The organism is Xanthomonas sp. DAR 80977 (genome assembly GCF_041240605.1).
GTDB classification, from domain to species: domain Bacteria; phylum Pseudomonadota; class Gammaproteobacteria; order Xanthomonadales; family Xanthomonadaceae; genus Xanthomonas_A; species Xanthomonas_A bundabergensis.
Genome location: NZ_CP162487.1, coordinates 2,479,061 through 2,504,460 on the forward strand (window position 1 = coordinate 2,479,061; position 25,400 = coordinate 2,504,460).

Annotated in this window: 22 protein-coding genes; 11 read left to right on the forward strand and 11 right to left on the reverse strand. The window is 69.5% G+C overall.

Going from position 1 to position 25,400, the window contains the following annotated elements; all coding sequences use genetic code 11:
* Window positions 1-45: 45 nt before the first annotated feature.
* The 4 genes from AB3X10_RS10560 to AB3X10_RS10575 all read right to left on the reverse strand — a co-directional run bounded on the left by AB3X10_RS10560 (window position 46) and on the right by AB3X10_RS10575 (window position 3,727).
* Entirely contained in the window at window positions 46-1,848 is a 1,803-nt protein-coding gene (locus AB3X10_RS10560; protein ID WP_369981774.1) for a DUF3300 domain-containing protein, read from the reverse strand.
* Window positions 1,849-1,985: 137 nt separating this feature from the next.
* On the reverse strand, window positions 1,986-2,807 hold the full coding sequence (gene zupT / locus AB3X10_RS10565; RefSeq protein ID WP_369981356.1) for a zinc transporter ZupT: 822 nt from the start codon (window positions 2,805-2,807) through the stop codon (window positions 1,986-1,988).
* 126 nt (window positions 2,808-2,933) lie between these two features.
* Window positions 2,934-3,380, reverse strand: coding sequence for an energy transducer TonB (locus tag AB3X10_RS10570; protein ID WP_369981358.1), 447 nt, complete (start codon window positions 3,378-3,380; stop codon window positions 2,934-2,936).
* Window positions 3,381-3,385: 5 nt separating this feature from the next.
* The gene (locus AB3X10_RS10575; RefSeq protein WP_206228904.1) at window positions 3,386-3,727 is read right to left on the reverse strand and encodes a 4a-hydroxytetrahydrobiopterin dehydratase; all 342 of its coding nucleotides are present in this window, start codon (window positions 3,725-3,727) and stop codon (window positions 3,386-3,388) included.
* A 91-nt stretch (window positions 3,728-3,818) separates the two neighbouring features.
* Between AB3X10_RS10575 and AB3X10_RS10580 the strand changes: the two genes are divergently transcribed.
* Both AB3X10_RS10580 and AB3X10_RS10585 read left to right on the forward strand, forming a co-directional pair.
* On the forward strand, window positions 3,819-4,415 hold the full coding sequence (locus AB3X10_RS10580; protein WP_003468698.1) for an NfuA family Fe-S biogenesis protein: 597 nt from the start codon (window positions 3,819-3,821) through the stop codon (window positions 4,413-4,415).
* Window positions 4,416-4,431: 16 nt separating this feature from the next.
* Window positions 4,432-6,117 carry a transmembrane repetitive protein gene (locus tag AB3X10_RS10585; RefSeq protein WP_369981361.1) on the forward strand — a complete coding sequence of 562 codons (1,686 nt, stop codon included), beginning with the start codon at window positions 4,432-4,434 and terminating at the stop codon, window positions 6,115-6,117.
* A gap of 267 nt (window positions 6,118-6,384) precedes the next feature.
* On the opposite strand, the gene AB3X10_RS10590 is transcribed toward AB3X10_RS10585, so the two are convergent.
* Together AB3X10_RS10590 and AB3X10_RS10595 are read right to left on the reverse strand one after the other, a co-directional pair.
* The gene (locus AB3X10_RS10590) at window positions 6,385-6,846 is read right to left on the reverse strand and encodes a c-type cytochrome (protein ID WP_369981363.1); all 462 of its coding nucleotides are present in this window, start codon (window positions 6,844-6,846) and stop codon (window positions 6,385-6,387) included.
* Between the two features lie 7 nt (window positions 6,847-6,853).
* Window positions 6,854-7,234 (reverse strand): c-type cytochrome, encoded by a 381-nt coding sequence (locus AB3X10_RS10595; RefSeq protein ID WP_369981365.1) that lies wholly within the window; start codon window positions 7,232-7,234, stop codon window positions 6,854-6,856.
* Window positions 7,235-7,451: 217 nt separating this feature from the next.
* On the opposite strand from AB3X10_RS10595, the gene AB3X10_RS10600 reads away from it, so the two are divergent.
* Genes AB3X10_RS10600 through AB3X10_RS10610 form a run of 3 tightly spaced genes read left to right on the forward strand, consistent with a single transcriptional unit; the run spans window position 7,452 to window position 15,177 of the window.
* Window positions 7,452-8,576, forward strand: coding sequence for an efflux RND transporter periplasmic adaptor subunit (locus tag AB3X10_RS10600; RefSeq protein WP_369981366.1), 1,125 nt, complete (start codon window positions 7,452-7,454; stop codon window positions 8,574-8,576).
* Window positions 8,576-12,094, forward strand: coding sequence for an efflux RND transporter permease subunit (locus AB3X10_RS10605; RefSeq protein WP_369981368.1), 3,519 nt, complete (start codon window positions 8,576-8,578; stop codon window positions 12,092-12,094). The genes AB3X10_RS10600 and AB3X10_RS10605 overlap by 1 nt, the downstream gene beginning before the upstream one ends.
* Window positions 12,091-15,177, forward strand: a complete 3,087-nt coding sequence (locus AB3X10_RS10610; protein WP_369981371.1) for an efflux RND transporter permease subunit — start codon at window positions 12,091-12,093, stop codon at window positions 15,175-15,177. The genes AB3X10_RS10605 and AB3X10_RS10610 overlap by 4 nt, the downstream gene beginning before the upstream one ends.
* Window positions 15,178-15,336: 159 nt before the next feature.
* Here the strand turns inward: AB3X10_RS10610 and AB3X10_RS10615 are convergent, their stop codons facing one another.
* The 5 genes from AB3X10_RS10615 to ykgO form a co-directional block, all read right to left on the reverse strand.
* Window positions 15,337-16,632, reverse strand: a complete 1,296-nt coding sequence (locus tag AB3X10_RS10615; RefSeq protein WP_369981373.1) for a TraB/GumN family protein — start codon at window positions 16,630-16,632, stop codon at window positions 15,337-15,339.
* A 62-nt stretch (window positions 16,633-16,694) separates the two neighbouring features.
* Window positions 16,695-17,597, reverse strand: a complete 903-nt coding sequence (locus AB3X10_RS10620; RefSeq protein ID WP_145706383.1) for a carbon-nitrogen hydrolase — start codon at window positions 17,595-17,597, stop codon at window positions 16,695-16,697.
* Between the two features lie 314 nt (window positions 17,598-17,911).
* On the reverse strand, window positions 17,912-18,949 hold the full coding sequence (locus AB3X10_RS10625) for an agmatine deiminase family protein (protein WP_369981375.1): 1,038 nt from the start codon (window positions 18,947-18,949) through the stop codon (window positions 17,912-17,914).
* A gap of 162 nt (window positions 18,950-19,111) precedes the next feature.
* The gene (locus AB3X10_RS10630) at window positions 19,112-19,441 is read right to left on the reverse strand and encodes a hypothetical protein (RefSeq protein ID WP_369981377.1); all 330 of its coding nucleotides are present in this window, start codon (window positions 19,439-19,441) and stop codon (window positions 19,112-19,114) included.
* Window positions 19,442-19,569: 128 nt separating this feature from the next.
* Window positions 19,570-19,695: a type B 50S ribosomal protein L36 gene (gene ykgO, locus AB3X10_RS10635; RefSeq protein ID WP_005913193.1), complete on the reverse strand. Its 126-nt coding sequence runs from the start codon at window positions 19,693-19,695 to the stop codon at window positions 19,570-19,572.
* Between the two features lie 172 nt (window positions 19,696-19,867).
* On the opposite strand from ykgO, the gene cmk reads away from it, so the two are divergent.
* The 6 genes from cmk (at window position 19,868) to AB3X10_RS10665 (ending at window position 25,383) form a co-directional block, all read left to right on the forward strand.
* Complete coding sequence (cmk, locus tag AB3X10_RS10640; protein ID WP_369981378.1) at window positions 19,868-20,539, forward strand: (d)CMP kinase; 672 nt, start codon at window positions 19,868-19,870, stop codon at window positions 20,537-20,539.
* A 240-nt stretch (window positions 20,540-20,779) separates the two neighbouring features.
* Window positions 20,780-22,459: a 30S ribosomal protein S1 gene (rpsA, locus tag AB3X10_RS10645; RefSeq protein ID WP_128420018.1), complete on the forward strand. Its 1,680-nt coding sequence runs from the start codon at window positions 20,780-20,782 to the stop codon at window positions 22,457-22,459.
* A 78-nt stretch (window positions 22,460-22,537) separates the two neighbouring features.
* Complete coding sequence (locus AB3X10_RS10650; protein ID WP_003468670.1) at window positions 22,538-22,843, forward strand: integration host factor subunit beta; 306 nt, start codon at window positions 22,538-22,540, stop codon at window positions 22,841-22,843.
* A gap of 83 nt (window positions 22,844-22,926) precedes the next feature.
* Window positions 22,927-23,226: a hypothetical protein gene (locus tag AB3X10_RS10655; RefSeq protein ID WP_369981379.1), complete on the forward strand. Its 300-nt coding sequence runs from the start codon at window positions 22,927-22,929 to the stop codon at window positions 23,224-23,226.
* A 6-nt stretch (window positions 23,227-23,232) separates the two neighbouring features.
* Entirely contained in the window at window positions 23,233-24,411 is a 1,179-nt protein-coding gene (gene lapB / locus AB3X10_RS10660) for a lipopolysaccharide assembly protein LapB (RefSeq protein WP_369981380.1), read from the forward strand.
* Window positions 24,412-25,383, forward strand: coding sequence for an MraY family glycosyltransferase (locus AB3X10_RS10665; protein ID WP_369981381.1), 972 nt, complete (start codon window positions 24,412-24,414; stop codon window positions 25,381-25,383).
* The last annotated feature ends 17 nt before the right edge of the window (window positions 25,384-25,400 follow it).

Here is a 25,400-nt window from a genome sequence, read left to right on the forward strand (position 1 = left end):
GGCGCCGGCCGGACGACCCGCTGCGGATCGCCCGGCCGGCGAGATTCAGCCGTTGTGCTTGTCGTGGTCGTGGCCATGGTGCGGGTCGGAGTGCGCCTGTGCCGGATGCGGGGCAGGACGCGGCTCGGGCGCGTGCATCGGTTGCGGCCGCGGCGGCGCGACCCTGGCCATGCGCTGCTCCTGCAGCGGCGGCCGCTGCTGTTCCTGTCGCGGCATGGCCTGAACACGCTCAGGGAACTCCCGCATCGGCGCCTCGCGGTGCGCGGGTGCCGGCGCTTGCGCGTTGAAGGCGGCGAACTGGTGCGGTGCCTGCCGCGGCGGCTCGGGCTGGGCGAATCGGGCCTGCTGCGCACGTGGATCCTCGCGCTGCGGCGCCGGCATGGACATCGCGCGCGCCGGTGCTGCATGCGCCAGCTGCATGTTCCCCATCGGCATCGGCGTGTTGACGTGCGGCGCCTGCGGCAGGTCGCGCCGTTGCGCTGCGGCGGCGTTGGCCATCGGCATGGCGTGGCGGGGATCGGTTACGGACATCGGCATCGGCGCGTGCGGCGATTGCGCGAATGCAGGCTGCGCGCGCGCATCGTGCGCGACGCCGGCGGCGGTCGGGCCGCCCGGTCCGGACAGCGGCGGCCGCTGCGCCGCGTTCGCCGCGACCGGACGGCCCGGCTGCAGCATCCGTTCGTTGAAATGCGGCGTGGACAGCTGTGCATAGTCGACCGCGCGGCGTGGCGCCGGCGCCGCCGCCGGTGCGAACTGCGGCGCGGGGCCGTGCGGGTTCTGGGCCATGTGCGGCGCCAGCGCCGCGGCCGCCGCCGCCGCTGGCATCGCCGCCAATGCCGCCTGCTGCGGAACGCTGCGGTTGTCGTTGCGCACGAAGCTGCGCGCGTCGATCCGGTTGTTGGTGATGTTGTTGACGATGGTGGTGCGCGGCGCGTAGACGCGGTTCTGGTAGACCACGTAGTGCGGCGCCGAGGGCGGCGCGTTCCAGTTCATGCCCCAGCTGTTCCAGCCCCAGCGGTGCCAGGCCGGTTCCGGTTCCAGCCAGCCCAGCGGGCCGTGGTGGTGGTGCTCCAGCGCGTCGCCGACCAGCACGCCGACGCCGAAGGAAATGATCCCGGCGGTCACCAGGTCGCCCTCGCTGTAGTACCGCGGGTGGTAGCGGTACTCGCGGTAGACGTCGACCGGGGCGCCGTACACCACCTCCGGGTCGTAGCGCGGCACGTAGACCACGTCCGGCTGCGCCGGTTCGATGACGATGGTCTGGCTGGGCGGCGGGATCCGCTCGTCGGCGTAGACCGGCTCCACCACCGTGCGCCGCACCACCTGCACCCGTTGCTGCGGCGTGCTGCGCAGATGGCCCTGCGCCTGCGCGCGCCCACGCATGACCTGGATCGCGTCGAGGACCTCGTTGGGGTCGTGCGCATAGGCGTCGCCGAGCGCGCGGGTCCAGTCGCCGTTGCCGGCCAGCTGGTCGATCACGTCGGGAAACGCGGTCAGCGCCTTGACGCTGGGATCCCACGGTTGCGCCGCCGCCGCCTGCAGGCGGTCGGCCGCGGCCAGGCCGCTGTTGCTGCGCAGCCAGCCCTGGGCATCGCTGACCTGATCGGGATACACCGAGGCGGCCAGCGTCTGCGCGAGCAGCTTGTCGGGGAACAGCGCGATCGGCGCCACCAGCTTGTACAGCTGCTCGGCGCTGGGCGGCACATAGGGGGCGGGCGCGGCGGCGGCGGGCGCCGCGGTCGCGGTCGGGACGGGCGACGGTTGCCGTTGGCACGCACTCAGCGCCAGCAGGCTTGCCGCGGTGGCCAGCGCCAGCGCCAACTTCGTTGATGGCAGGGGACGGCGGATCTCCATGCTGCACCTTTTCGACGTGGCGTTCGGAAGATGCGCGCAGGATGCTCTGTGTTGCATGTCTGCAAGCTTTCTGCAACGCGCCGCCACACCGGCCGCGCCGGCGTCCGTTCAGCCAGCGTGCGGCGCCCGGCTCAGGGCGTGGTGGACAGGCGGAACAGCACCAGGCTCAGCGCCAGCGTGGCCATGCCGGCGACCAGCCCATACACGGTTTCGTGGCCCTTGGCGTAGCGCTTGGCCGCGGGCAGCAGTTCGTCCAGGGCCAGGAACACCATCACCCCGGCGATGACCCCGAACACCGTGCCGAAGATCGCTTCGGACAGGAACTGCGCCAGCGCCACATAGCCGATGATCGCGCCGATCGGCTCGGCCAGGCCCGACAGCAGGCTGGCGGCGAAGGCGTAGGACTTGCGCCCGGTGGCGTAATGCACCGGCACCGCGATGGCGATGCCTTCGGGGATGTTGTGCACGGCGATCGCGAACGCCAGCGGCATGCCCACGGTGGGGCTTTCCAGGGTGGCGAAGAAGGTCGCCAGGCCTTCCGGGAAATTGTGCGCGGTGATCGCCACCGCGGTCAGCAGGCCGACGCGCTTGACGTAGGCGCGGTTGTCGGCGCGGAACAGCGGATCCTGCGCATTGAGGCTTTCGTGCGGATTGGGCACCAGCCGGTCGATCACCACGATCAGCGCCATGCCGGCCAGGAACGCCAGCGTGGCGTAGGCGTAGCCCAGGCGCGGATCGAACGCGTGGCTGAAGGAGGCGACCGACTTGCCGAGGATCTCGGTCAACGACACGTACACCATCGCGCCGCCGGCGAAGGCCAGGCCGAAGGCGAGCAGGCGCGGGTTCGGGCCCTTGGTGAACAGCACCAGCACGCTGCCCAGGCCGGTGGCCAGGCCGGCGGCCAGGGTGACCGCCAAGGCGATCCAGACGTTGTGCGACGGAATATCCAGCATGCGCCAGGCGGCTCCTGTGTCGAGACGGGGATGGAGACAGGGATGAAAGCGGGCGCGAGGCTGGCGGAATGTGAAGGCGGCGCACCGCCGAGGCCGGCGGCGCGCGCAAGCGGCCTGCGGCCGCGCTCAGCCGGCGTGGTGCGACTGCGCGTCGAGCGCGAAGCAGCGGTCCGGACGCGGTTGCGGCGGATTGAAGTTGACCGGCACCTGGATCGTCCATGGCACCGCCTGGCCATTGCGCGTGGCCGGCTTGAAGATCCATTCGCGCACGCGCTGCTGCGCCGACGCGTCGAGCTTGGGCTGGCCGCTGCTGTTGACCAGCTTCACGTCGGTGGCCTTGCCCTGCACGCCGACCACCACGCTGAGCACCGCCTTGCCGCCGAGCCCGGCGCAGGCCAGTTCGATCGGGTACTCCGGCGGCGGGGTCTGCACCGCGGCGACCTCGGTCGGCGCGACCGCGACACGCTGGGTCTGCGCTTGCTCGGAGTTGCCGCAGCCGCCGAGCAGCAGCGCCGCGGCGAGCGGCAGGCAGGAGGCGGCGGCGAGGGGGGAACGGCGGGATGCGGCGGGCATGGGATTCATTCCGGTAGGGCCGAGGCTTTGGCGGCGCAGATGAAGTCGTTTTCGCTGAGGCCGCCGACGTCGTGGGTGGAATAGCGCACCACCACGCGGTCGTAGTGCACGCCCAGGTCGGGGTGGTGGTCTTCGCGGTGCGCGATCCAGGCCAGCGCGTTCACGAACGCCAGCGTGCGGTAGTAGTCGGGGAAGCGGAACGTGCGGCTGATCGCCATGCCGTGCTCGACCAGCTCCCAGCCGGGCACCTGCGGCAGCAATTCGGCCAGGCGCGCCTGGGTGAGCTTGTATTCGCTGCCCTTGCAGGGCGAGCAATGGGCCTGTGCCAGCGGGATCAGGTCGTTCATTCTTGGAGCCTCTGCGGCAGGGCAGCCGAACGCGCCGCCGATTGGGAAAGTTCGCGATGAGCCGGTCGCGTGGAAGCGTTAGAATAACCGCATGATCCAGATCTCCGACAACGCGCAGACCCATTTCCGCAAACTGCTCGAACGCGAGGCCGTGCCCGGCATGGGCGTGCGCCTGAGCGCGGTCGATCCCGGCACCGCCCGCGCCGACGCGCGGCTGGAGTTCGCCGAACCGGCGGACCTGGCCGGCGACGAATGGGCGATCGACTGCGCCGGCTTCACCCTGTACGTGGCCGCCGACAGCGTCGGCTGGCTGGACGGCGCCGAGATCGACTACGTCACCCAGGGCACCGGCCAGCAGCTGACGATCAAGGCGCCGAAGATCAAGGGCGAGGCCCCGGGCGAGGCCGCCTCGCTGGTCGAGCGGGTGCGCTGGGTGGTCGAGAACGAGGTCAATCCGCAGCTGGCCCAGCATGGCGGCCGCGTGGCGGTGCAGGAAGTGTCGGCCGAGGGCGTGGTGCTGCTGCGCTTCGGCGGCGGTTGCCACGGCTGCGGCATGGCCGACGTGACCCTGAAGCAGGGCATCGAGAAGACGCTGATGGGACGCGTGCCCGGCATCACCGCCGTGCGCGACGCCACCGACCACGACAGTGGCAGCGCACCGTACATCCCGCGCGACTCCGCGGCCTGATTCCTCCGCCACGCCGGTGACGCGCGCCGCCGACATCCTCGACGCGTTGTTGGCGCGCTCGCCGCGCAAGCTGCTGCGCGATCGGCGTACCGGCCTGCCGTACGGCTGGGCGCACTGGATCTCCTCGCAGCCGGCGATGCCGCGCCCGTTCGTCTCGTCCGAGCTGATCGCGGCGCTGCCGCAGCCGGTGCCTGCGCCGAACGTGCGCCTGCCCGCGCTGAGTCCGTGGCAGGCGTTCCGGCGCCTGTGGTGGCAGCACTGGGATCCGGCGCCGTACGACCAGCGCTGGTGGCGGCGGATCGCGGCGCTGGTCAGCCTGGCCCTGCATCTGCTGTTCGCGCTGTTCCTGCTGTGGGTCGCCTTCGTGCGCTGGTTGCCGCCGCGCCCGGACGCGGGCGAGGCCGGGCGCGTGCAGGTGGAATTCGTCGGCCGCGGCACGCCGGCCGAGACCGGTGGTGGCGCGGCAGCGCAAGACGCCGCGGCCGCCGCCGCGCAGCAGGCCGCGGCGGCACGTGCGCGCCAGGCCGCGACTGCCGCTGCGCAGACCGCCGCGGCGGCGCCTGCCGCGGCGGCCAAGCCGGCCGCAAGCACCGCCGCCGCGCAGGCCGTGTCCAGCCCGCCGCCGCCGCCGGCGGAGCAGCCGCTGCAGGTCACCGAAACCGAGCAGCCGACCCGCGATTTCGTACTGCCACCGCCCAGCGTGCGCGAACCGACGCTGACCCCGCGCGAGATCGCGCCGCCGCGCGTGCAGGTGACCGAGCGCGAGGTCGAGGTGGTCACCGAGGTTCCCATCGTGGCGCAGATCCGTCCGCGCGAGGTGCCGCTGCCGCGCGCGCCGGAACCGCAGCTGCAGGTGCGCGAGCGCGAGGTGCCGGCGCCGCTGCCGCAGGTCCAGGTGCAGATTCCGCAGATCCGCCCGCGCGATCCTGCGCCGACGCTGCGCACGCCGGAGGCGCCGCAGGTGCGGCAGATCGAACTGCCGACGCCCGCCGTGCCGGCGACGCCGGCTGCGGTTGCATCGGAGGCGCCGGCAAGCGCGCCGGCGCAGACCGCAGCCCCGGCGCAGGCGGCGACCCCTTCCAGCGCCGCGGCGCAGGGCAAGGCCGAAACCCAGGCGCCGCCCGGCAGCGGCGCCGCACCGCCCGGCAGCAAGGCGGCCGCGCCGGGCAGCGGTCCGGCCGCGGTCGCGCACGATGGCGGTTGGGCGACGCCGCAGCGCGGCGACGACTGGGGCGCCTCGGCGCGCAACCGCGCCGGCGATGCCGGTGCCGGCGCCAGCCAGCGCAACGGCCTGTTCAATGGCGACGGCAGCGTGCGCGTGCCTGGCGGCGAAGGGCAGGGCAAGGCGCCGCCGCGCGGCGCGCCCGGCACCGAGACCGACAGCTGGTCGCGCGACCAGATCGCCAATGCCGGCCAATGGCTCAAGCGTCCGCCGTACGACTACACGCCGACCTCGTTCGACAAGTACTGGTTGCCGAACGCGACGCTGCTGGAGGAGTGGGTGCGGCGCGGCATCAAGAGCGTCAAGATCCCGATTCCCGGCACCACCAGCAGCATTTCCTGCGTGATCTCGATCCTGCAGGTGGGGGGCGGCTGCGGCATCACCGATCCGAACCTCAACGACCAGCCGGCCGGCGCGCGGCCGCCGCCGCCGGTGCCGTTCAAGCCAGGCCTGCAGGACGACAACGGCAGCGTGAAGTAGGCGCGGGCAGCGCGCATCCGCGCTGTGGCACCCAGCCAGCCGCATGCGACAGCGATCCGCCGACATGCGGACGCCTGCACTCTTGTAGGAGCGGCTTCAGCCGCGACAGGCGTTACCGTTGGATCTTGTCGCGGCTGAAACCGCTCCTACAGCAGAGGAGTTCGGCGCCGACACGCGGGCGATCGCACTCGGTGCACATGCACGTGCATCGCTGCCGCCACGGACTCGCGATGGAAACCGGCGCCGGCCGGACGCCGGCGACCACGGTCACTTCAGATCGTGCAGGTCGCGCAGCTGGGTGGCACGCGATCCGAAGTACGCGGCCAGGTCGGCGATGTCCTGGTCGCTGAGCGGCGTCGCCTGCGGGGTCATCAACGGATGCTGGCGATCGCCGCTGCGGTACGCCTGCAGCGCATGCGCCACGTAGTCGCCGTACTGGCCGCCGAGCTTGGGATAGGTCGGGTCGATCGGCGCGTTGCCGTCGGCGCCGTGGCAGTCGATGCAGCTCTGCCCGGTGGCCTTGCCCTTGGCGTGGGCCAGCTTCTCGCCGGCGGCGATACGCCCGCCCGGCAGGCCGGCGGAGGAGCCGGAACCATGCTCGCCACTGGCGTGGCCGGGATCGCCGGCGGACTGGCTGGTGGATTCCACCTGCGATTGCGAACACGCCCCCAACCACAGGGCAGCAAGCAGGACGATGGCGGGACGCAATGCGTGCGCGGCTTTCGGCATGGGATGGCTACTTGAGGGTGGTCAGGTAAGCGGCGATGTCGGCGATGTCCTGGTCGGAGAAGCTCTCCGCCTGGGCCTGCATGGTCGGGTGCTTGCGCTTGCCGAGCCGGTATTCGGTCAGCGCCTGGGTCAGGTACTGCGCCGACTGCCCGCCGATCTTGGGAACGCGGTAGCTCGGATAGGCATTCTTGTAGCCGGTGACGCCGTGACACCCCTGGCAGGTATAGGTCAGCAGCTTGCCGTTGCCGGCATTGCCGGCGGCGGCAGCGGGCGCCGCCGGAGCGGCGGCTGGGGCGGGCGCCGGCGCGGTCTGCGCCGCTGCCGGGGTGACCCCGAGAGAAACGAGTACGGCCAGAGCAAAACAAGCGGCTAGCGGCTGCGTGCGCATGGTTTCGTGGTCCGGAGGACGGGACTGGGAGTTCCGGCGTGGGGGAACACGGAACGACCCGAGTATAGCCTGGCCTTTCGCGGCTCCGAAACAGGCCTCCGGATCCTGGCTGCGGACCCGCACAGGGTCACCATGACCTTTGGCTCATTCACCTGGACGTCATCAGGTGATCTACTTACCTACAACACCATTCACGCCATCCACCAGGGACACGACGATGACGCGATATTCCACGCGCCGACGCACTGCCAGCTGCGCCGCCGCGCTGTTGATCACTTCCACCTTGCTGCTCGGCGGCTGCAAGCCGGCGGCCGGCGATGCGCAGGCCAAGGCCAAGGAGGCCGAGAAGGCGCCGGACGCGGTCCCGGTCGAGGTGGTCACGGCCAGCCGGCGCGCGGTGGCGGCCAGCTACAGCGGCACCGCGGCGCTGGAGGCGCGCGCCGAATCGCAGGTGGTGGCCAAGACCTCCGGGGTGGCGTTGGCGGTGCTGGCCGAGGAAGGCCAGCAGGTCCGCGCCGGGCAGCCGCTGGTACGGCTGGACCCGGACCGCGCGCGGCTGGCGGTGGCGCAGAGCGAGGCGCAGCTGCGCAAGCTGGAGAACAACTACCGGCGCTCGGAGCAATTGGTCGGCCAGCAACTGGTCAGCGCCGCCGATGTCGACCAGATCAAGTACGACCTGGCCAACGTGCGCGCGCAGCACCAGTTGGCCTCGCTGGAACTGTCCTATGCGACGGTGGTCGCGCCGATCTCCGGCGTCATCGCGTCGCGCTCGATCAAGACCGGCAACTTCGTGCAGATCAACACGCCGATCTTCCGCATCGTCGACGACTCGCGCCTGGAAGCCACGCTCAACGTGCCCGAGCGCGAGCTGGCCACGCTCAAGGCCGGGCAGCCGGTGACGTTGCTGGCCGATGCGCTGCCGGGCAAGCAGTACCTGGGCAAGGTCGATCGCATCGCGCCGGTGGTGGATTCGGGCAGCGGCACGTTCCGCGTGGTGTGCGCCTTCGAGGAAGGAGCCGAAGCCCTGCAGCCGGGCATGTTCGGGCGCATCCGCATCGACTACGACCAGCGCGCCGACGCGCTGGTGGTGCCGCGCCTGGCGCTGCTCGACGACGGCGAGCCGGCGGTGTTCCGGGTCGATGCCGGCAAGGTGACGCGGGTGCCGGTCAAGCTGGGTTACGCCGAAGGCCCGTGGGTGGAGATCCGCGACGGCCTGAAGCCCGGCGACCAGGTGGTCACCGCGGGCAAGGTCGCCTTGCGCGACGGCAGCCGGGTGCAGGTGATCGCGCCGCAGCGCGAGGTCGCCGAGGTCGGCGGCGGCGCCGCGGTCGGAGCGCGCTGATGAGCAGCGCCGGTTCCGATCACGGCAGCGATCCGCACGAGCACTCGCCGCCGGGCGTGCATGGTGGCGGGCTGGTCGAATTCGCCACGCGCCGCCGCGTCACCATCGCCATGGCCACGGTGACGCTGCTGCTGTTCGGCGTGATCGCGCTGAACAGCCTCAAGGTCAACCTGCTGCCGGACCTGAGCTATCCGACCTTGACCGTGCGCACCGAATACACCGGCGCGGCGCCGTCGGAGATCGAGACGCTGGTGACCGAGCCGGTCGAGGAAGCGGTCGGCGTGGTCAAGAACCTGCGCAAGCTCAAGTCGGTGTCGCGTACCGGGCAGAGCGACGTGGTGCTGGAGTTCGCCTGGGGCACCAACATGGACCAGGCCAGCCTGGAGGTGCGCGACAAGATGGAGGCGCTGGAGCTGCCGCTGGAAGCCAAGGCGCCGGTGCTGCTGCGCTTCAATCCGTCCACCGAGCCGATCATGCGCCTGGTGCTGGCGAGCAAGGCGACGCCGGCCAGCGACGCCGATGCGGTGCGCGCGCTGACCCAGCTGCGCCGCTACGCCGACGAGGACCTGAAGAAGAAGCTGGAGCCGGTGGCCGGCGTGGCCGCGGTCAAGGTCGGCGGCGGGCTGGAAGACGAGATCCAGGTCGATATCGACCAGCAGCGGCTGGCGCAACTGAGCCTGCCGATCGACAACGTCATCACCCGGCTCAAGGAAGAGAACATCAACATCTCCGGCGGGCGCCTGGAACAGGGCTCGCAGCGCTACCTGGTGCGCACGGTCAACCAGTTCGCCGACCTGGACGAGATCCGCAACCTGCTGCTGACCACCCAGGGCGCGGGCAGCAGCGCCGCCGACGCGGCGATGCAGCAGATGTACGCGATCGCCGCCTCGACCGGCTCGGAAGCGGCGCTGGCCGCGGCCTCGGCGGCGCAGAGCGCCTCGTCCAGCACCACCACCACCATCGCCAACGGCATGCCGGTGCGGCTGAAGGACGTGGCCGAGGTGCGCCAGGGCTACAAGGAGCGCGAGGCGATCATCCGCCTGGGCGGCAAGGAAGCGGTGGAGCTGGCGATCTACAAGGAAGGCGACGCCAACACCGTGTCCACCGCGGCATCGCTGCGCAAGCGCCTGGAGCAGCTGAAGACGCAGATCCCGCCCGACGTGGAGCTGACCACGCTGGAGGACCAGTCGCGCTTCATCGAACACGCCATCGGCGACGTCAAGAAGGACGCGGTGATCGGCGGCCTGCTGGCGATCCTGATCATCTTCCTGTTCCTGCGCGACGGCTGGAGCACGTTCGTGATCAGCCTGTCGCTGCCGGTGTCGATCGTGGCCACGTTCTTCTTCATGGGCCAGCTCGGGCTGAGCTTGAACGTGATGTCGCTGGGCGGGCTGGCGCTGGCCACCGGCCTGGTGGTGGACGATTCGATCGTGGTGCTGGAGAGCATCGCCAAGGCGCGCGAGCGCGGCCTGAGCATCCTCGATGCGGCGATCGCCGGCACCCGCGAGGTGAGCATGGCGGTGGTGGCCTCGACCCTGACCACGATCGCGGTGTTCCTGCCGCTGGTGTTCGTCGAGGGCGTGGCCGGGCAGCTGTTCCGCGACCAGGCCCTGACCGTGGCGATCGCGATCGCGATCTCGCTGGTGGTGTCGATGACCCTGATCCCGATGCTGAGCTCGCTGAAGGGGCGTCCGCCGCTGGCGTTCCCGGCCGAGCCGGAGCAGCCGCAGTGGCAGCCGCAGCGCGGTTGGCTGAAGCCGGTGGCATGGGGCCGGCGCGGCGCCGCGGCAGCGGTGCGCGGCGGTTTCTTCGGTGCGGCGTGGCTGGTGGTGCGGCTGTGGCGCGGCGCCGTGGCGGTGATCGCGCCGGCGATGCGCAAGGCCAGCGACCTGGCGATGGCGCCGTATGCGCGCGCCGAGCGCGGCTATCTGCGGCTGCTGCCGGGCGCGCTGGCGCGGCCGTGGCAGGTGCTGGGCCTGGCCGCGCTTGCGTTCGCGGCGACCCTGGCGGTGGTGCCGATGCTCGGCGCCGACCTGATCCCGCAGCTGGCGCAGGACCGCTTCGAGATGACGGTGAAGCTGCCGGCCGGCACGCCGCTGCGGCAGACCGATGCGCTGGTGCGCGAACTGCAGGAGACGCACGGCAAGGACGCCGGCGTGCAGGCGCTGTACGGGGTCAGCGGCAGCGGCACGCGGCTCGACGCCAGCCCCACCGAGAGCGGCGAGAACATCGGCAAGCTGACCATCGCCATGGCCGGCGGCGGCAGCGAGCAGTTCGAGGCGCAGCAGAGCGACCGCATGCGCGCGACGATGCGCAGGCATCCGGGCGTGCAGGTCGGTTTCAGCCGCCCGGAACTGTTCAGCTTCTCCACGCCGCTGGAAATCGAGTTGCGCGGTCAGGATCTGGAGACGATCCAGCATGCCGGGCAGAAGCTGGCGGCGATGCTGCGCGGCAACGGCCACTACGCCGACGTCAAGTCGACCGTGGAAGAGGGCTTCCCGGAAATCCAGATCCGCTTCGACCAGGAGCGCGCCGGCGCGCTGGGCCTGACCACGCGGCAGATCGCCGACGTGGTGGTGAAGAAGGTGCGCGGCGACGTCGCCACCCGCTACAGCTTCCGCGACCGCAAGATCGACGTGCTGGTGCGCGCGCAGCAGAGCGACCGCGCCAGCGTCGACAGCATCCGCCGGCTGATCGTCAATCCCGGCAGCAGCAAGCCGGTGACACTGGACGCGGTGGCCGACGTGGTCGCCACCACCGGCCCCAGCGAGATCCACCGCGCCGACCAGATCCGCGTGGCGATCGTGTCGGCCAACCTGCGCGACATCGACCTGGGCGGCGCGGTGCGCGAGGTGCAGGACATGGTCGCGCGCGAACCGCTCGGCGCCGGCGTCGGCATGCACATCGGCGGGCAGGGCGAGGAGCTGGCGCAGTCGGCCAAGTCGCTGCTGTTCGCGTTCGGCCTGGCGATCTTCCTGGTGTACCTGGTGATGGCCTCGCAGTTCGAATCGCTGCTGCATCCGTTCGTGATCCTGTTCACCATCCCGCTGGCGATGGTCGGCGCGGTGCTGGCGCTGCTGCTGACCGGCAAGCCGGTCTCGGTGGTGGTGTTCATCGGCCTGATCCTGCTGGTCGGGCTGGTGACCAAGAACGCGATCATCCTGATCGACAAGGTCAACCAGCTGCGCGAGGACGGCGTGGCCAAGCGCGAGGCGCTGATCGAAGGCGCGCGCTCGCGCCTGCGCCCGATCATCATGACCACGCTGTGCACGCTGTTCGGCTTCCTGCCGCTGGCGGTGGCGGTGGGCGAGGGCGCCGAGGTGCGCGCGCCGATGGCGATCACCGTGATCGGCGGCCTGCTGGTGTCCACGCTGCTGACCCTGGTGGTGATCCCGGTGGTCTACGACCGCCTGGACCGCCGCCCCGACAGCCACTACGCCGAGCGCGGGCAGCGCGCGCGGCGGCGCCTGGAAGGCCTCGGCCGCGGCGCCGGCGACGGTGCGGGTGAGCCGGCATGAGCGTCGCCGAGTTCAGCATCCGCCGTCCGATCACCACCATCATGTGCTTCGTGTCGCTGGTGGTGGTCGGCCTGATCGCCGCGTTCCGGCTGCCGCTGGAGGCGCTGCCGGACATCTCCGCGCCGTTCCTGTTCGTGCAGTTGCCGTACAGCGGCTCGACCCCGGGCGAGGTCGAGCGCAACCTGGTGCGGCCGACCGAGGAAGCGCTGGCGACGATGACCGGGATCAAGCGCATGCGCTCGACCGCCACCGCCGACGGCGCCAACGTGTTCATCGAGTTTTCGGACTGGGACCGCGACATCGCCATCGCCGCCTCCGACGCGCGCGAGCGCATCGACGCGATCCGCGCCGACCTTCCGGAAGACCTGCAGCGCTACCACGTGTTCAAGTGGTCCAGCAGCGACGAGCCGGTGCTGAAGGTGCGCCTGGCCGGCGCCGCCGACCTGACCGGCGCCTACGACATGCTCGACCGCGAGTTCAAGCGGCGCCTGGAGCGCATCCCCGGCGTGGCCAAGGTGGAGGTGTCCGGCGCGCCGCCGAACGAAGTGGAGATCGCGATCGCGCCGGACCGGCTCAGCGCGCACAACCTCAGCCTCAACGATCTCAGCGAGCGCCTGGGCAAGCTCAATTTCTCGCTGTCGGCCGGACAGATCGACGACCACGGCCAGCGCCTGCGGGTGCAGCCGGTCGGCGAGCTGCGCGACCTGCAGGAATTGCGCGACCTGGTCATCGACAACAAGGGCCTGCGCCTGGGCGACATCGCCGACATCCGGCTGAAGCCGACCCGGATGAACTACGGCCGGCGCCTGGACGGACGCCCGGCGGTGGGCCTGGACGTGTACAAGGAGCGCAGCGCCAACCTGGTCGAGGTGTCGCGCGCGGTGCTGGCCGAGGTCGAGCAGATCCGCACCCAGCCGGCGCTCAGCGACGTGCAGGTCAAGGTCATCGACAACCAGGGCAAGGCGGTGACCTCGTCGCTGAGCGAACTGGCCGAGGCCGGCGCGGTCGGCCTGCTGCTGTCGGTGACGGTGCTGTTCTTCTTCCTGCGCCACTGGCCGTCGACGCTGATGGTGACCCTGGCGATCCCGATCTGCTTCACCATCACCCTGGGCTTCATGTATTTCGCCGGGGTGACCCTCAACATCCTGACCATGATGGGCCTGCTGCTGGCGGTGGGCATGCTGGTGGACAACGCGGTGGTGGTGGTGGAGAGCATCTACCAGGAACGCGAGCGCATGCCCGACCAGCCGCAATTGGCTTCGATCATCGGCACCCGCAACGTCGCCATCGCGCTGTCGGCCGGCACCCTGTGCCACTGCATCGTGTTCGTGCCGAACCTGTTCGGCGAGACCAACAACATCAGCATCTTCATGGCGCAGATCGCGATCACCATCTCGGTGTCGCTGCTGGCCTCGTGGCTGGTGGCGGTGAGCCTGATCCCGATGCTGTCGGCGCGGATGCGCACGCCGGCGCTGGTCCGCTCCGAACGCGGCCTGATCCCGCGCCTGCAGCGCCGCTACGCGCGCGTGCTGCGCTGGTCGCTGGCCCATCGCGGCTGGAGCGTCGGCGCGATCGCGCTGATCACCGCGCTCAGCGTGCTGCCGATGATGCAGACCAAGAAGGACATGTTCGGCGGCGACGGCGGCGAGCAGATCTTCATCGGCTACCAGTGGAAGGGCTCGTACACGCGCGAGCAGCTGTCGGCGGAAGTGGCCAAGCTCGAGCGCTTCATCGACGCGCGCCGCCAGCGCTACCACGTCACCCAGGTGTATTCGTGGTTCAGCGAGGTGGAAGGCAGCAGCACCACGCTGACCGTGGACCTGAAGCAGGTGCGCGACCTGCCGGCGCTGATCGAGCAGATCCGCAAGGACCTGCCGCGCTCGGCGCTGGCCGACTACAGCGTCGGCAGCAACGGCAACGGCCAGGGCGGCGGCAGCGGCGCGCAGAGCGTGCAGGTGCAGCTGGTCGGCGATTCCACCCAGACCCTGCGCGCCATCGCCGACGACGTGGTGCCGCTGCTGGCGCGGCGCAAGGAACTGCGCGACGTGCGCGTGGACACCGGCGACCGCACCACCGAGCTGGCGGTGCGGGTGGACCGCGACCGCGCCGCGGCGTTCGGCTTCAACGCCGAGCAGGTCGCCAGCTTCGTCGGCCTGGCGCTGCGCGGCGCCTCGCTGCGCGAGTTCCGCCGCGGCGACACCGAGGTGCCGGTGTGGGTGCGCTTCGCCGGCGCCGAGGAGACCACGCCCGAGGACCTGGACAGTTTCAACGTGCGCACCAAGGATGGGCGCAGCGTGCCGCTGCTGAGCCTGGTCGACGTGCAGACGCGGCCGGCGGCGACCCAGATCGGGCGCACCAACCGCCAGACCACGCTGACCATCACCGCCAACCTCGGGGTCAAGGTCACCCCGGCCGAGGCCAAGCAGGCGATGGAGGAGACGCTGAAAGGCGTCAGCTTCCCGGCCGGCTACCACTACAGCTTCGACGGCGCCGACGGCCAGGACGAGGACAAGGCCGGCCAGCAGATGATGTTCAACCTGCTGATCGCGCTGCTGATGATCTACGTGGTGATGGCCGCGGTGTTCGAATCGCTGCTGTTCCCGGCGGCGATCATGAGCGGCGTGCTGTTCTCGATCTTCGGCGTGTTCTGGCTGTTCTGGATCACCGGCACCAACTTCGGGATCATGGCCTTCATCGGCATCCTGGTGCTGATGGGCGTGGTGGTGAACAACGGCATCGTGATGATCGAGCACATCAACAACCTGCGCCGGCGCGGCCTGGGCCGCACCGAGGCGCTGGTGGAAGGGTCGCGCGAGCGGCTGCGGCCGATCATGATGACCATGGGCACCGCGATCCTGGCGATGGTGCCGATCTCGCTGACCACCACGCAGATGTTCGGCGACGGCCCGGCCTATTACCCGATGGCGCGCGCGATCGCCGGCGGCCTGGCGTTCTCCACCGTGGTCAGCCTGCTGTTCCTGCCGACCATCTACGCGATCCTCGACGATCTCAGCGGCGGCGTGGCGAAGCTGGTGCGCCGCGCCCGCGGCGGCCGTGGCGTGGCGGCGCCGGTGGTGTCCTGACGGCGTCGCGCGCCGCATCGCGCAGAACGACGTGTGGGAGGGGCTTCAGCCCCGATGCCTTACCAATAAGGCGTCGGGGCTGAAGCCCCTCCCACAATGTTCAACGACACGGCGACGGTGCGATCGGGCAGGGCACATGGCCCTGCCGCCGCGAAACGCTCAACCGGCCAGCTTGCCGAAGATGCGGAATCCCGCCAGCCACACCCCGACCATGCTGCCGAGGTTGGTCAGCAGGAAGGTCAGCACCACCCGCGAGACGCGGTTGCGGTACCAGCCGCGCAGGTTCTGCGCGTCGTCGCGCAGCGCCAGGAAGTCGCCGTAGGCCGGCTTGCGCATGTGCACCTCGACCAGCGCGCTGAACGCACCGGCCGGCACGCCGGGCCGGAACGGCTTCAGCGGCGCGGCGATGGCGCCGGCGATGATGCTCAGCGGATGGCCGCCGGCCAGCAGGCAGCCGAGTCCGGCCAGGCCGCCGGTGAACAGCACCCACTGCAGCAGCAGGTCGGTGCCCAGCGCGAAACCGCCGCGCCAGTAGCCCCAGGCCACGCCGCCCAGCACCAGCGCGGTCAGGGTCAGGGTGATCCACGGAATCTTCTTCTTGGTCGGCACGTCTTCCAGCGTCCTGCGCAACGTGGCCGGATCGTCCTGGTCGTTCTGCAGGTGCCGGGCCAGGCCGGCCAGATGGCCGGCGCCGACCACGGCCAGCACCTCGCGGATGCCGTCGGCGCGCGCGGCGTCGAGGTCGTCCGCGGCGGCGATCGGGGTCTGGCTGGGCGCGCTCCGCTGCGCGCGTTCCTCGAGCAGGCGCGTGGCCATGTAGCGGTCGCGCTCGGCGATGATGGTGTCGTACAGCGCCGGGCTCTCGCTGGCGAAGTCGCCGAAGCTGGCCTCGAGCATGTCGCCCTGCTTGAGCTTCTCGATTTCCGCCTCGCCGACCTCGTCGGAGGCGAACAGGCCGCCGAGCAGGCCGCTGCCGAGCTTGAGCTTGCCGAAGAAACCGAGCCGGCTGGAGGCGCGCTTGAAGGTCAGCCCGACCTCACGGTCGATCAGGTACACCGGCAGCTGCCGCTCGCGCGCCAGCAGCACCGCGCGCTTGAGTTCGGCGCCCGGCTCGATGCCCAGTTGCTCGGCCAGGCGCCGCTGGTAGGCGGCCAGCGCCAGGTTCGCCGCGAACAGCGCCACGCGGCCCTTGCGGATCACCTGCACCAGATCGAGCTTGGTCAGCGCGTCCGGATCGGTCAGCGCCTGCAGCCGTTGCGGGTCCAGTTCGACCGCGACCGCATCGAAACGGCCGCTGTCGATCGCCCGTTCCACCGCAGCGACGCTGGCCAGCGAGACGTGCGCGGTGCCGAGCAGGGTGTAGCGCACGCCATCGCGCTCGACGATGCGGTACGGCTGGCCGTCGAACAGGGCGTCGTCGCCGGCCTGGGAAAGTTCGTTCATTCCATCACTCATCGGAGGGCGCCTGGTCGGCGCCGGGGTGCAGCGGTCCGTGCATCTGCCGCAGGTGCAGCGCGTCAGTCGATATAGCGCTTCAGCAGATCGCCATAGGCGTCGATGCGGCGGTCGCGCAGGAACGGCCAGATCCGCCGCACGTGCTCGCTGCGTTGCAGGTCCACGTCGCAGACCAGCACGGTCGGTTCGGCGCCGGCCTCGGCGATGAACTCGCCCTGCGGGCCGAGCACGTGGCTGTTGCCCCAGAACTGGATGCCGGCCGCGCCGGTCACGCCATCGGCGGCCAGCGGCGAGGGCTCGTGGCCGACCCGGTTGCAGCTGAGCACCGGCACGCCGTTGGCCACGGCATGGCCGCGATGGCTGAGGATCCAGGCGTCGCGCTGGCGTTCCTGCTCGGCCTGCGCATCGCTGGGATCCCAGCCGATCGCGGTCGGATACAGCAGCAGTTCGGCGCCGGCCAGCGCCATCAGCCGCGCCGCTTCCGGATACCACTGGTCCCAGCACACCAGCACGCCCAGGCGCCCGACCGAGGTCTGGATCGGGGTGAAGCCGAGGTCGCCCGGAGTGAAATAGAATTTCTCGTAGAAGCCCGGATCGTCCGGGATATGCATCTTGCGGTACTTGCCGAGCAGGCTGCCGTCCTTTTCGAACACCACCGCGGTGTTGTGGTACAGGCCGGCGGCGCGGCGCTCGAACAGCGAACCGACCAGGACCACGCCATGGCGCTTGGCCAGCGCGCCCAGGCGCTCGGTGCTGGGGCCGGGAATCGGTTCGGCCAGGTCGAATTCGTCCACCGATTCGTGCTGGCAGAAGTAGGCGCCGTTGTGCAGTTCCTGCAGCAGCACCAGCTGCGCGCCCTGCGCCGCAGCCTCGGCCACGCGCGATTCGATCGCCGCCAGGTTCGCCGCGGCATCGCCATGGTTGCGCTCCTGGATCAGCGCGACGGAAAGAGTGTTTCGGCTCATTGCGGAAGGATGGTCGGCGAAAGCGCGCATGGTAACGCGGATGGTGCCGCGGCAGGTTCCCGGCAGATGAATGCCGCGCCGGCGCCGGCGCCCGGATGGATCGGAGCCGCGAACGCGAGCGTCGTGCGGTGTCGGGTCCGGTACGTTGTCCGGGTGGTGAGGAGAAAGCCAATCCGGCCTTTTGCTGCCGGCGCTGCGCCGGGAGCGAAGTCCTGCCCGCAGTGCGCATGGCAGTTCCTGCAGGGCTGGTGCGACCGGACGACCCGGCGAAGGCGTGCAGTCGCTCCTGCACGTCTTCCACCGGCACGCGCGGCTCAGGCCGCCAGCACGCCCTCGGGCAACTGCATGGTGATGCAGTGCAGGCTGCCGTTCTGCCAGATCAGCGCGCGGCATGGGATCGGCACGATCTCATGCCGTGGGAACGCCTGCGCCATCACCGCCTGCGCCTGCGCATCGGCGGCATCGCCATAGGCGGGCATCAGCACCGCGCCGTTGACGATCAGGAAGTTGGCGTAGGACGCGGCCAGGCGCCGGCCCTGGTCGATCACCGGTTGCGCCCACGGCAGCGGGAACAGCCGGTACGGGCGGCCGTCGGCGGTGCGCAGCGCGGCCAGTTCGGCGCCCATCGCCTGCAGTTCGGCGTAATGCGAATCGCCGGCGTCGTCGCAGGCCTGGTAGACGATCGCGTCGGCGCTGGCGAAGCGGGCGAGGGTATCGATGTGCGCGTCGGTGTCGTCGCCTTCCAGGTAGCCGTGGTCCAGCCACAGCACGCGCTGTTGCGCCAGCCAGTCGGCCAGATCCTGGCTCAGCGATTCGCGCGAGCGCTGCGGGTGGCGTTCGTGCAGGCACTGCCAGGTGGTCAGCAGGGTGCCGGCGCCGTCGCTGTCGATCGCGCCACCCTCCAGCGCGAAATCGATGCTGCGCACCGTGCTGTCGGCGAACAGCCGTTGCGCGGCCAGCGCGCCCACCAGCTGGTCGTCGCGGCTGGCCTGGAACTTGCCGCCCCAGCCGGTGAAGCGGAAGTCCAGCAACTGGAAACCGCCGCCGGCGCGGGCCAGGGTGATCGGGCCGGAATCGCGCAGCCAGGTGTCGTCGTACTCGGCCTCGACGAACTGCACGCGCTGCATGTCCACCCGCGCCGAACGCAGCCGCGCCTCGGCGTAGATCTGCAGGTCGGCATCGGCGACGCAGATCAGCACGCGCTGGTAGCGCACGATCGCCGCGACCAGGGCGATATAGGTCTCCTCGACCTCGGCCAGGCGCTCGGCCCAGTCGGTGCCGGCGTGCGGCCAGGCGATCAGGATGGCGGACTGGGGCTCCCATTCCGCGGGAAGGCGAAGGCGATCAGTCATTGCAACCACTACTCAGGTCATGCACGAGCCGAAGCCCGGGCTTTTCATTTGATCCCCGCACGTGGATGTGCGGGCTCTTGCGAAGGATTCGCACAAGAACGGCTGTCGCGAAGGACTCGCATCAACCGGGCGCTTGCGAGGGATTGGCGATTCCGCCCCGCATCACCGAATGGCAGGCTTGGGCCCGATCTCGCTGGCATCGGCCTTGTTGGCGACCACGTCCACCACCTTGTGCTTCTCGAAGTACACGGTGAAGGCCGGATACACCCAGCGGTTGATCGTCGGCCACTGCCGCTTCTGCCCGCCGCGCGGTTCCAGCTTCTGCTGCGGGGCGCCGTAGCGCGACTCGACCTCGCCCATGCTCAGTCCGCGCGCCGGCATCGCCGCGACGGGTTCCTGCTTGACCCGCTCGACCAGCAGGGTTTCGGCGTGGGCCGCGCCGGCAAAGCCCAGGACGACCAGCAGCGGCAGGACGGACAGACGGTGCTTCATCACGGTGTGCTCCCCAGAGGACGAACGGCGATTACAGCAAATTTCGGCAACAAAAAACCGCCCGAAGGCGGCTTTCGTCGATGACCCGCAACCGTGCGCGCGGTGCCGCAGGGCGGGTCGCCGTCGGATCAGCGCTGGCGAGCCTTGAAACGCGGGTTCGACTTGCAGATCACGAAGACCTTGCCGCGGCGGCGGACCACCTTGCAGTCGCGGTGACGGGTCTTCGCCGACTTCAGGGAGGACAGGACTTTCATGGCACACCTCGGCGTAAACTTGTGGATTAGAGAAGGATGCGGCGCGGCGAAACCACGTCGCTGGATCAGTAAGCCGGCGATTGTAGCCTGCTTTTCTTCATGGTTTCAAGTGCTTGCGCCAGCACGGCCGATGCCGGGGCTACAATGCGCCGCCCCCCGTCCGAGGAACCGCATGAACGACCCCGCTCCCGTCCTGACCATCGATGGCCCCTCGGGGGCCGGCAAAGGCACCGTCAGCCGCATCGTCGCCGGCAAACTGGGCTGGCACTACCTGGATTCGGGCGCGCTGTACCGGGCGGTCGGCGTGGCCGCCAGCTGGGCCAACCTGGACATCTCCGACGCCGCGGCGCTGGTGCGCTGCACCTTCGACACCCATGTCACCTTCGAGGAGGCGGCCGGCGGCGGCCTGCGGGTCAGGATCAACGAGGTCGACGCCACCGACGAGCTGCGCCTGGAAACCACCGGCGCGGTGGCCTCGGCGATCGCCGCCATCCCCGAGGTGCGCTCGGCGCTGAAGCAGCGCCAGCGCGCGTTCCGGCGCCCGCCGGGGCTGGTCGCCGACGGCCGCGACATGGGCACGGTGATTTTCCCGGACGCCCCGTACAAGGTGTTCCTGACCGCCAGTGCCGAGGAACGCGCCATGCGCCGGCATAACCAGTTGAAGGGAAAAGGAGTTTCCGTTATATTCGACGACCTGCTGCGCGAGATCATGGCCCGCGACGCACGCGATGCCCAACGCGCGGTGGCGCCGCTGAGGCCGGCAGACGATGCCGTCCTCCTCGACACCACCGGCATGGACATCGAGCAAGTGGTCCGCCGCGTCCTGGAATTGCTGCCCGCCTGAGGGTCGCGCCGGGGCAGGGCAGCAGCCTGGCGCCGCTCCGGCGCCATCGCCGCGAGTTGCACCGCAGTGCGCTTCACCCGTAGTGCCGCAACACCGTTGTTCCCAGGTTCCGCCGCGCAATCCCGCGCTGCGGTTTTTCCCATTTCACACCCGGCCGCGGTTTGGGCCGACTAACCAGGTGGGCAGTTCGCCGTTTCCAGAAGAAACGCCCTGTCCGTGTGTCCACTAGAGTAATTTCAAATGACCGAATCTTTTGCCGAACTGTTCGAAGCCAGCCAAGCCAATCTGGCGAAGCTGAAGCCGGGCTCCATCGTCACCGGTACCGTCGTGGAAGTCCGCGGCGACGTGGTGGTGATCAACGCCGGCCTGAAGTCCGAAGGCATCGTGCCGATCGAACAGTTCCGTAACGACGCTGGCGAGATCGACGTCGCCGAAGGCGACCTGGTCAAGGTCGCCCTCGACTCGCTCGAGAACGGCTTCGGCGAAACCGTGTTGTCGCGCGAGAAGGCCAAGCGCGCGATGGTGTGGGACGAGCTGGAAGAAGCGTTGGAAAAGAACGAGACCATCACCGGTCGCATCAGCGGCAAGGTCAAGGGTGGTTTCACCGTGGACATCAAGGATGTCCGCGCGTTCCTGCCGGGTTCGCTGGTCGATGTGCGCCCCGTGCGCGACCCGGCCTACCTGGAAGGCAAGGAGCTGGAGTTCAAGCTCATCAAGCTGGACCGCAAGCGCAACAACGTGGTGGTCTCGCGTCGTGCCGTGGTCGAGAGCGAGCACTCGGAAGAGCGCGAGCAGCTGATGGACAAGCTGCAGGAAGGCGCGATCCTGAAGGGCGTGGTCAAGAACCTGACCGACTACGGCGCGTTCGTGGACCTGGGCGGCATCGACGGCCTGCTGCACATCACCGACATGGCCTGGAAGCGCGTGCGCCATCCGTCCGAAGTCGTGAACGTCGGCGACGAGCTGGACGTGCGCGTGCTGAAGTTCGACCGCGAGCGCAACCGCGTGTCGCTCGGCCTGAAGCAGCTGGGCGAGGATCCGTGGGACAACATCGCGCGCCGCTACCCGGCCAACAGCCGCGTGTTCGGCAAGGTCTCCAACGTCACCGATTACGGCGCGTTCGTCGAGATCGAGCCGGGCGTGGAAGGCCTGGTGCACGTGTCGGAAATGGATTGGACCAACAAGAACGTCAACCCGTCCAAGGTCGTGCAGGTCGGCGACGAGGTCGAGGTCATGGTCCTGGACGTGGACGAGGAGCGTCGCCGCATCTCGCTGGGCATGAAGCAGGTCGCCGCCAATCCGTGGGAAACCTTCGCGGCCACCCACAAGAAGAACGACAAGGTGTCCGGCCAGATCAAGTCGATCACCGACTTCGGCATCTTCATCGGCCTGGACGGCGGCATCGACGGCCTGGTGCACCTGTCGGACATCAGCTGGAACACCACCGGCGAAGACATCGTGCGCAACTTCAAGAAGGGCGACACGCTGGAAGCGGTGGTGCTGGCGGTGGACCCGGAGCGCGAGCGCATCAGCCTGGGCGTCAAGCAGCTGGAGCAGGATCCGTTCGGCCAGTACATGGCCGCCAACCCGAAGGGTTCGAAGGTCGAGGGCGTGGTGCGTGAAGTGGACGCCAAGGGCGCCACCATCGACCTGGCCGACGGCATCGAAGGCTACGTCGCCGCGCGCGACATCGCCAACGAGCGCGTCGACGACGCGACCCAGCACCTGAAGGTCGGCGACAAGATCGAAGCCAAGTTCGTGGGCATGGACCGCAAGGGCCGCACCCTGCAGCTGTCGATCAAGGCCAAGGACGATGCCGAAATGCGCGAAGTGCTGGAGGAATACCAGTCCGCGTCGGGCGGTACCACCCAGCTGGGCGCGCTGCTGCGTGCGCAGTTGAACGGCAACAAGTCCGAGTAATCCGCCACACGCAGCGTTACTGGCACGGCCCGGTCGATCCGGGCCGTGCCGGGTTGCGACCCCACCGCACGAATCCGAATGACCAAGTCCGAACTGATCGAAATCCTGGCGCGCAAGCAGGCGCATCTGAAGGCGGACGACGTCGATCTGGCGGTGAAATCGCTGTTGGAGATGATGGGCGGCGCGCTGTCCGGCGGCGACCGCATCGAGATCCGCGGTTTCGGCAGTTTTTCCCTGCATTATCGGCCGCCGCGCCTGGGACGCAATCCCAAGACCGGCGAATCCGTCGCGCTTCCCGGCAAGCACGTGCCGCATTTCAAGCCAGGCAAGGAATTGCGCGAACGCGTCAGTGGCGTCGTTCCGGTCGAGTCCGATACGCCCTGAGCCCCGAGCAGTGGGCCTCCGGACTTTTTCCGGTATCCACGCCCGTTCGGCTAATCTAGTGTCTCCCGACGCTGGAGACCTTCATGAAAATTGCCCGTCTGCTGATCTTGCTGCTGTTCCTGCTGGCCGGGCTGGTCATCGGATCGCTCAATTCGCAGCAGATCGTCATCAATTTCGGTTTCACAGGCATCAACACCACCTCCGGCATCGCCATCATCGTCTCGCTGTTCGTCGGCGTGGTGATAGGGGCGTCCCTGGTGCTGGCCGCGCTGGTGATCCCGCTGTACGCCAAGCTGCGCCGCGCCAACAAGGCCGCGATCGCCGCTTCCGCACCGGCCGTCGCGCCGGTACCGACCTACACCCAGCCCGTGGATGGACGCTGATCTTCGATGGACTTCCTGACCGAGTGGTTCTGGTTCTTCCTGTTCCTGCCGCTGGCGGCGCTGAGCGGATGGGTCATCGGCCGCCGTGGCGGCCAGCGCCATGGCGATACGCAGGTCAGCCGGCTTTCCAGCACGTATTTCCGCGGCCTGAATTATCTGCTCAATGAAGAGCCGGACAAGGCGATCGAGCTGTTCCTGCATATCGCCGAACTGGACAAGGAAACCTTCGAGACCCAGGTCGCGCTCGGCCACCTGTTCCGCCGGCGCGGCGAAGTCGACCGCGCGATCCGCCTGCACCAGGGGCTGGTGCAGCGCGCCGACCTGAGCGATCCGCAGCGCGTGCAGGCCTTGCTGGCGCTGGGCGAGGACTACATGAAGTCCGGCCTGCTGGACCGCGCCGAGACCGTGTTCACCGAACTGGCGCAGATCGACCAGCGCGCTCCGCAGGCGCTCAAGCACCTGATCAGCATCTACCAGGCCGAGCGCGACTGGGAGAAGGCGATCGACAACGCCACCCGCTACGAAGAGGTGACCGGCGAGCCGATGGGCAAGCTGATCGCCCAGTTCGAATGCGAGCTGGCCGACCGCCATCGCGCCTCCGGCAAGTCCGAACTGGCGCGGGCCGCGATCGCGCGCGCCTACCAGGCCGACGCCAAGTCGGTGCGCGCCGGCATCCTGGAAGGGCGCATCGACGTGGACGACGGCAACGACGAGGCCGCGATCCGCGCCTTCGAGCGCGCCGCGCGCCACGACCCGGACTACCTGCCGGAGATCATGCCGGCGCTGATGGACTGCTACCGGCGCGGCAACGATCTCAGCGGCGCGCGCGCGTTCCTGTCGGAGATGACCGAGCACTACCGCGGCATCGCCCCGGTGCTGGCGCTGACCCGGTTGATGGAGTCGCAGGAAGGCGTGTCGGCGGCGCGCGCCTATCTGGGGCGGCAGCTGAAGGACCGGCCGTCGGTGCGCGGCGAGTCGGCGTTGATCGACCTGACCCTGGCCGAAGGCGCCGATTCCACCGCCACCCTGCAGGACCTGAAGCACATCACCGACCAGCTGCTGGTGCGCAATCCCAGTTACCGCTGCACGCGTTGCGGCTTCGGCGCGCGCACCCACCACTGGCAATGCCCGAGCTGCAAGGAGTGGGGCACGGTCAAGCCGCTGCTCAACTACGCGGTGGTGTAGGTGCCGGTGGCAGGTTGGGCGCTGCTCGCGGCGCTGGCGCTGTTCAGCGCGGCGGGCACCTGGCTGTCGCGCCGCTATGCGCTCAAGCGCAAGCTGATGGACGCTCCCGGCGAGCGGCGCAGCCATACGGTGGCGACGCCGCGCGGCGGCGGCGTGGCGATCGTGGCGGCGGTGCTGGCCGCCTGCGCCTATGCGGCGCTGCTCTGGCCGCAGCAGGGCATGGCCATTGCGGCGTTCGCGGCCGGGCTGGCGCTGGTCGCCGGCATTGGCTGGTGGGACGACCATCGCCCGCTGTCGGCCGCGCTGCGGCTGCTGGTGCATGCGCTGGCCGCCAGCGTGCTGGCCGCACTTGTCTACCGGCTGCACCAGGATCCCTGGTTGACCGCGCTGACCTGGCTGGCGACGGTCTCGTTGATCAACATCTGGAACTTCATGGACGGCATCAACGGCCTGGCGACCAGCCAGGCGATGCTGGTGGCGCTGGGGTTCGCCAGCCTGCTGCCGGCGCCGTTGCGTTGGCCATGCTGGGTGCTAATCGTGGCCTGTGCGGGGTTCCTGCCGTTCAACTATCCGCGTGCGCGCATCTTCCTTGGCGACGTCGGCAGCGGGGCGCTGGGGTATCTGGTCGCCGCGCTGTTCGCGCTGTGCAATGTTGCGACCGGGCTCACGCCATGGTTGCTGTTGATACCAATATCCGCGTTCGCCATCGACGCGGGCTTCACGTTGTTGTCGCGCATGCTCGCTGGCGAACGCTGGTGGCAGCCGCATGCGCAACATTTTTACCAGCGTTGGGTACATACAGGCAGGAGCCACACGGTTGTGACCTTCGCCTATGCCCTGTTCAGCATTGTCGCGATTACAATCGCCTGGTTTGGTGGAACGTTGCGGACCGCGGGGCAGGTTGGGTTGGCGCTTGCCTGGTATGTGGCGGCGAGTGCGCTTTGGCTGACTTTGCGTAAGGGATTGCGCTGAACTCTGATGGATAACTG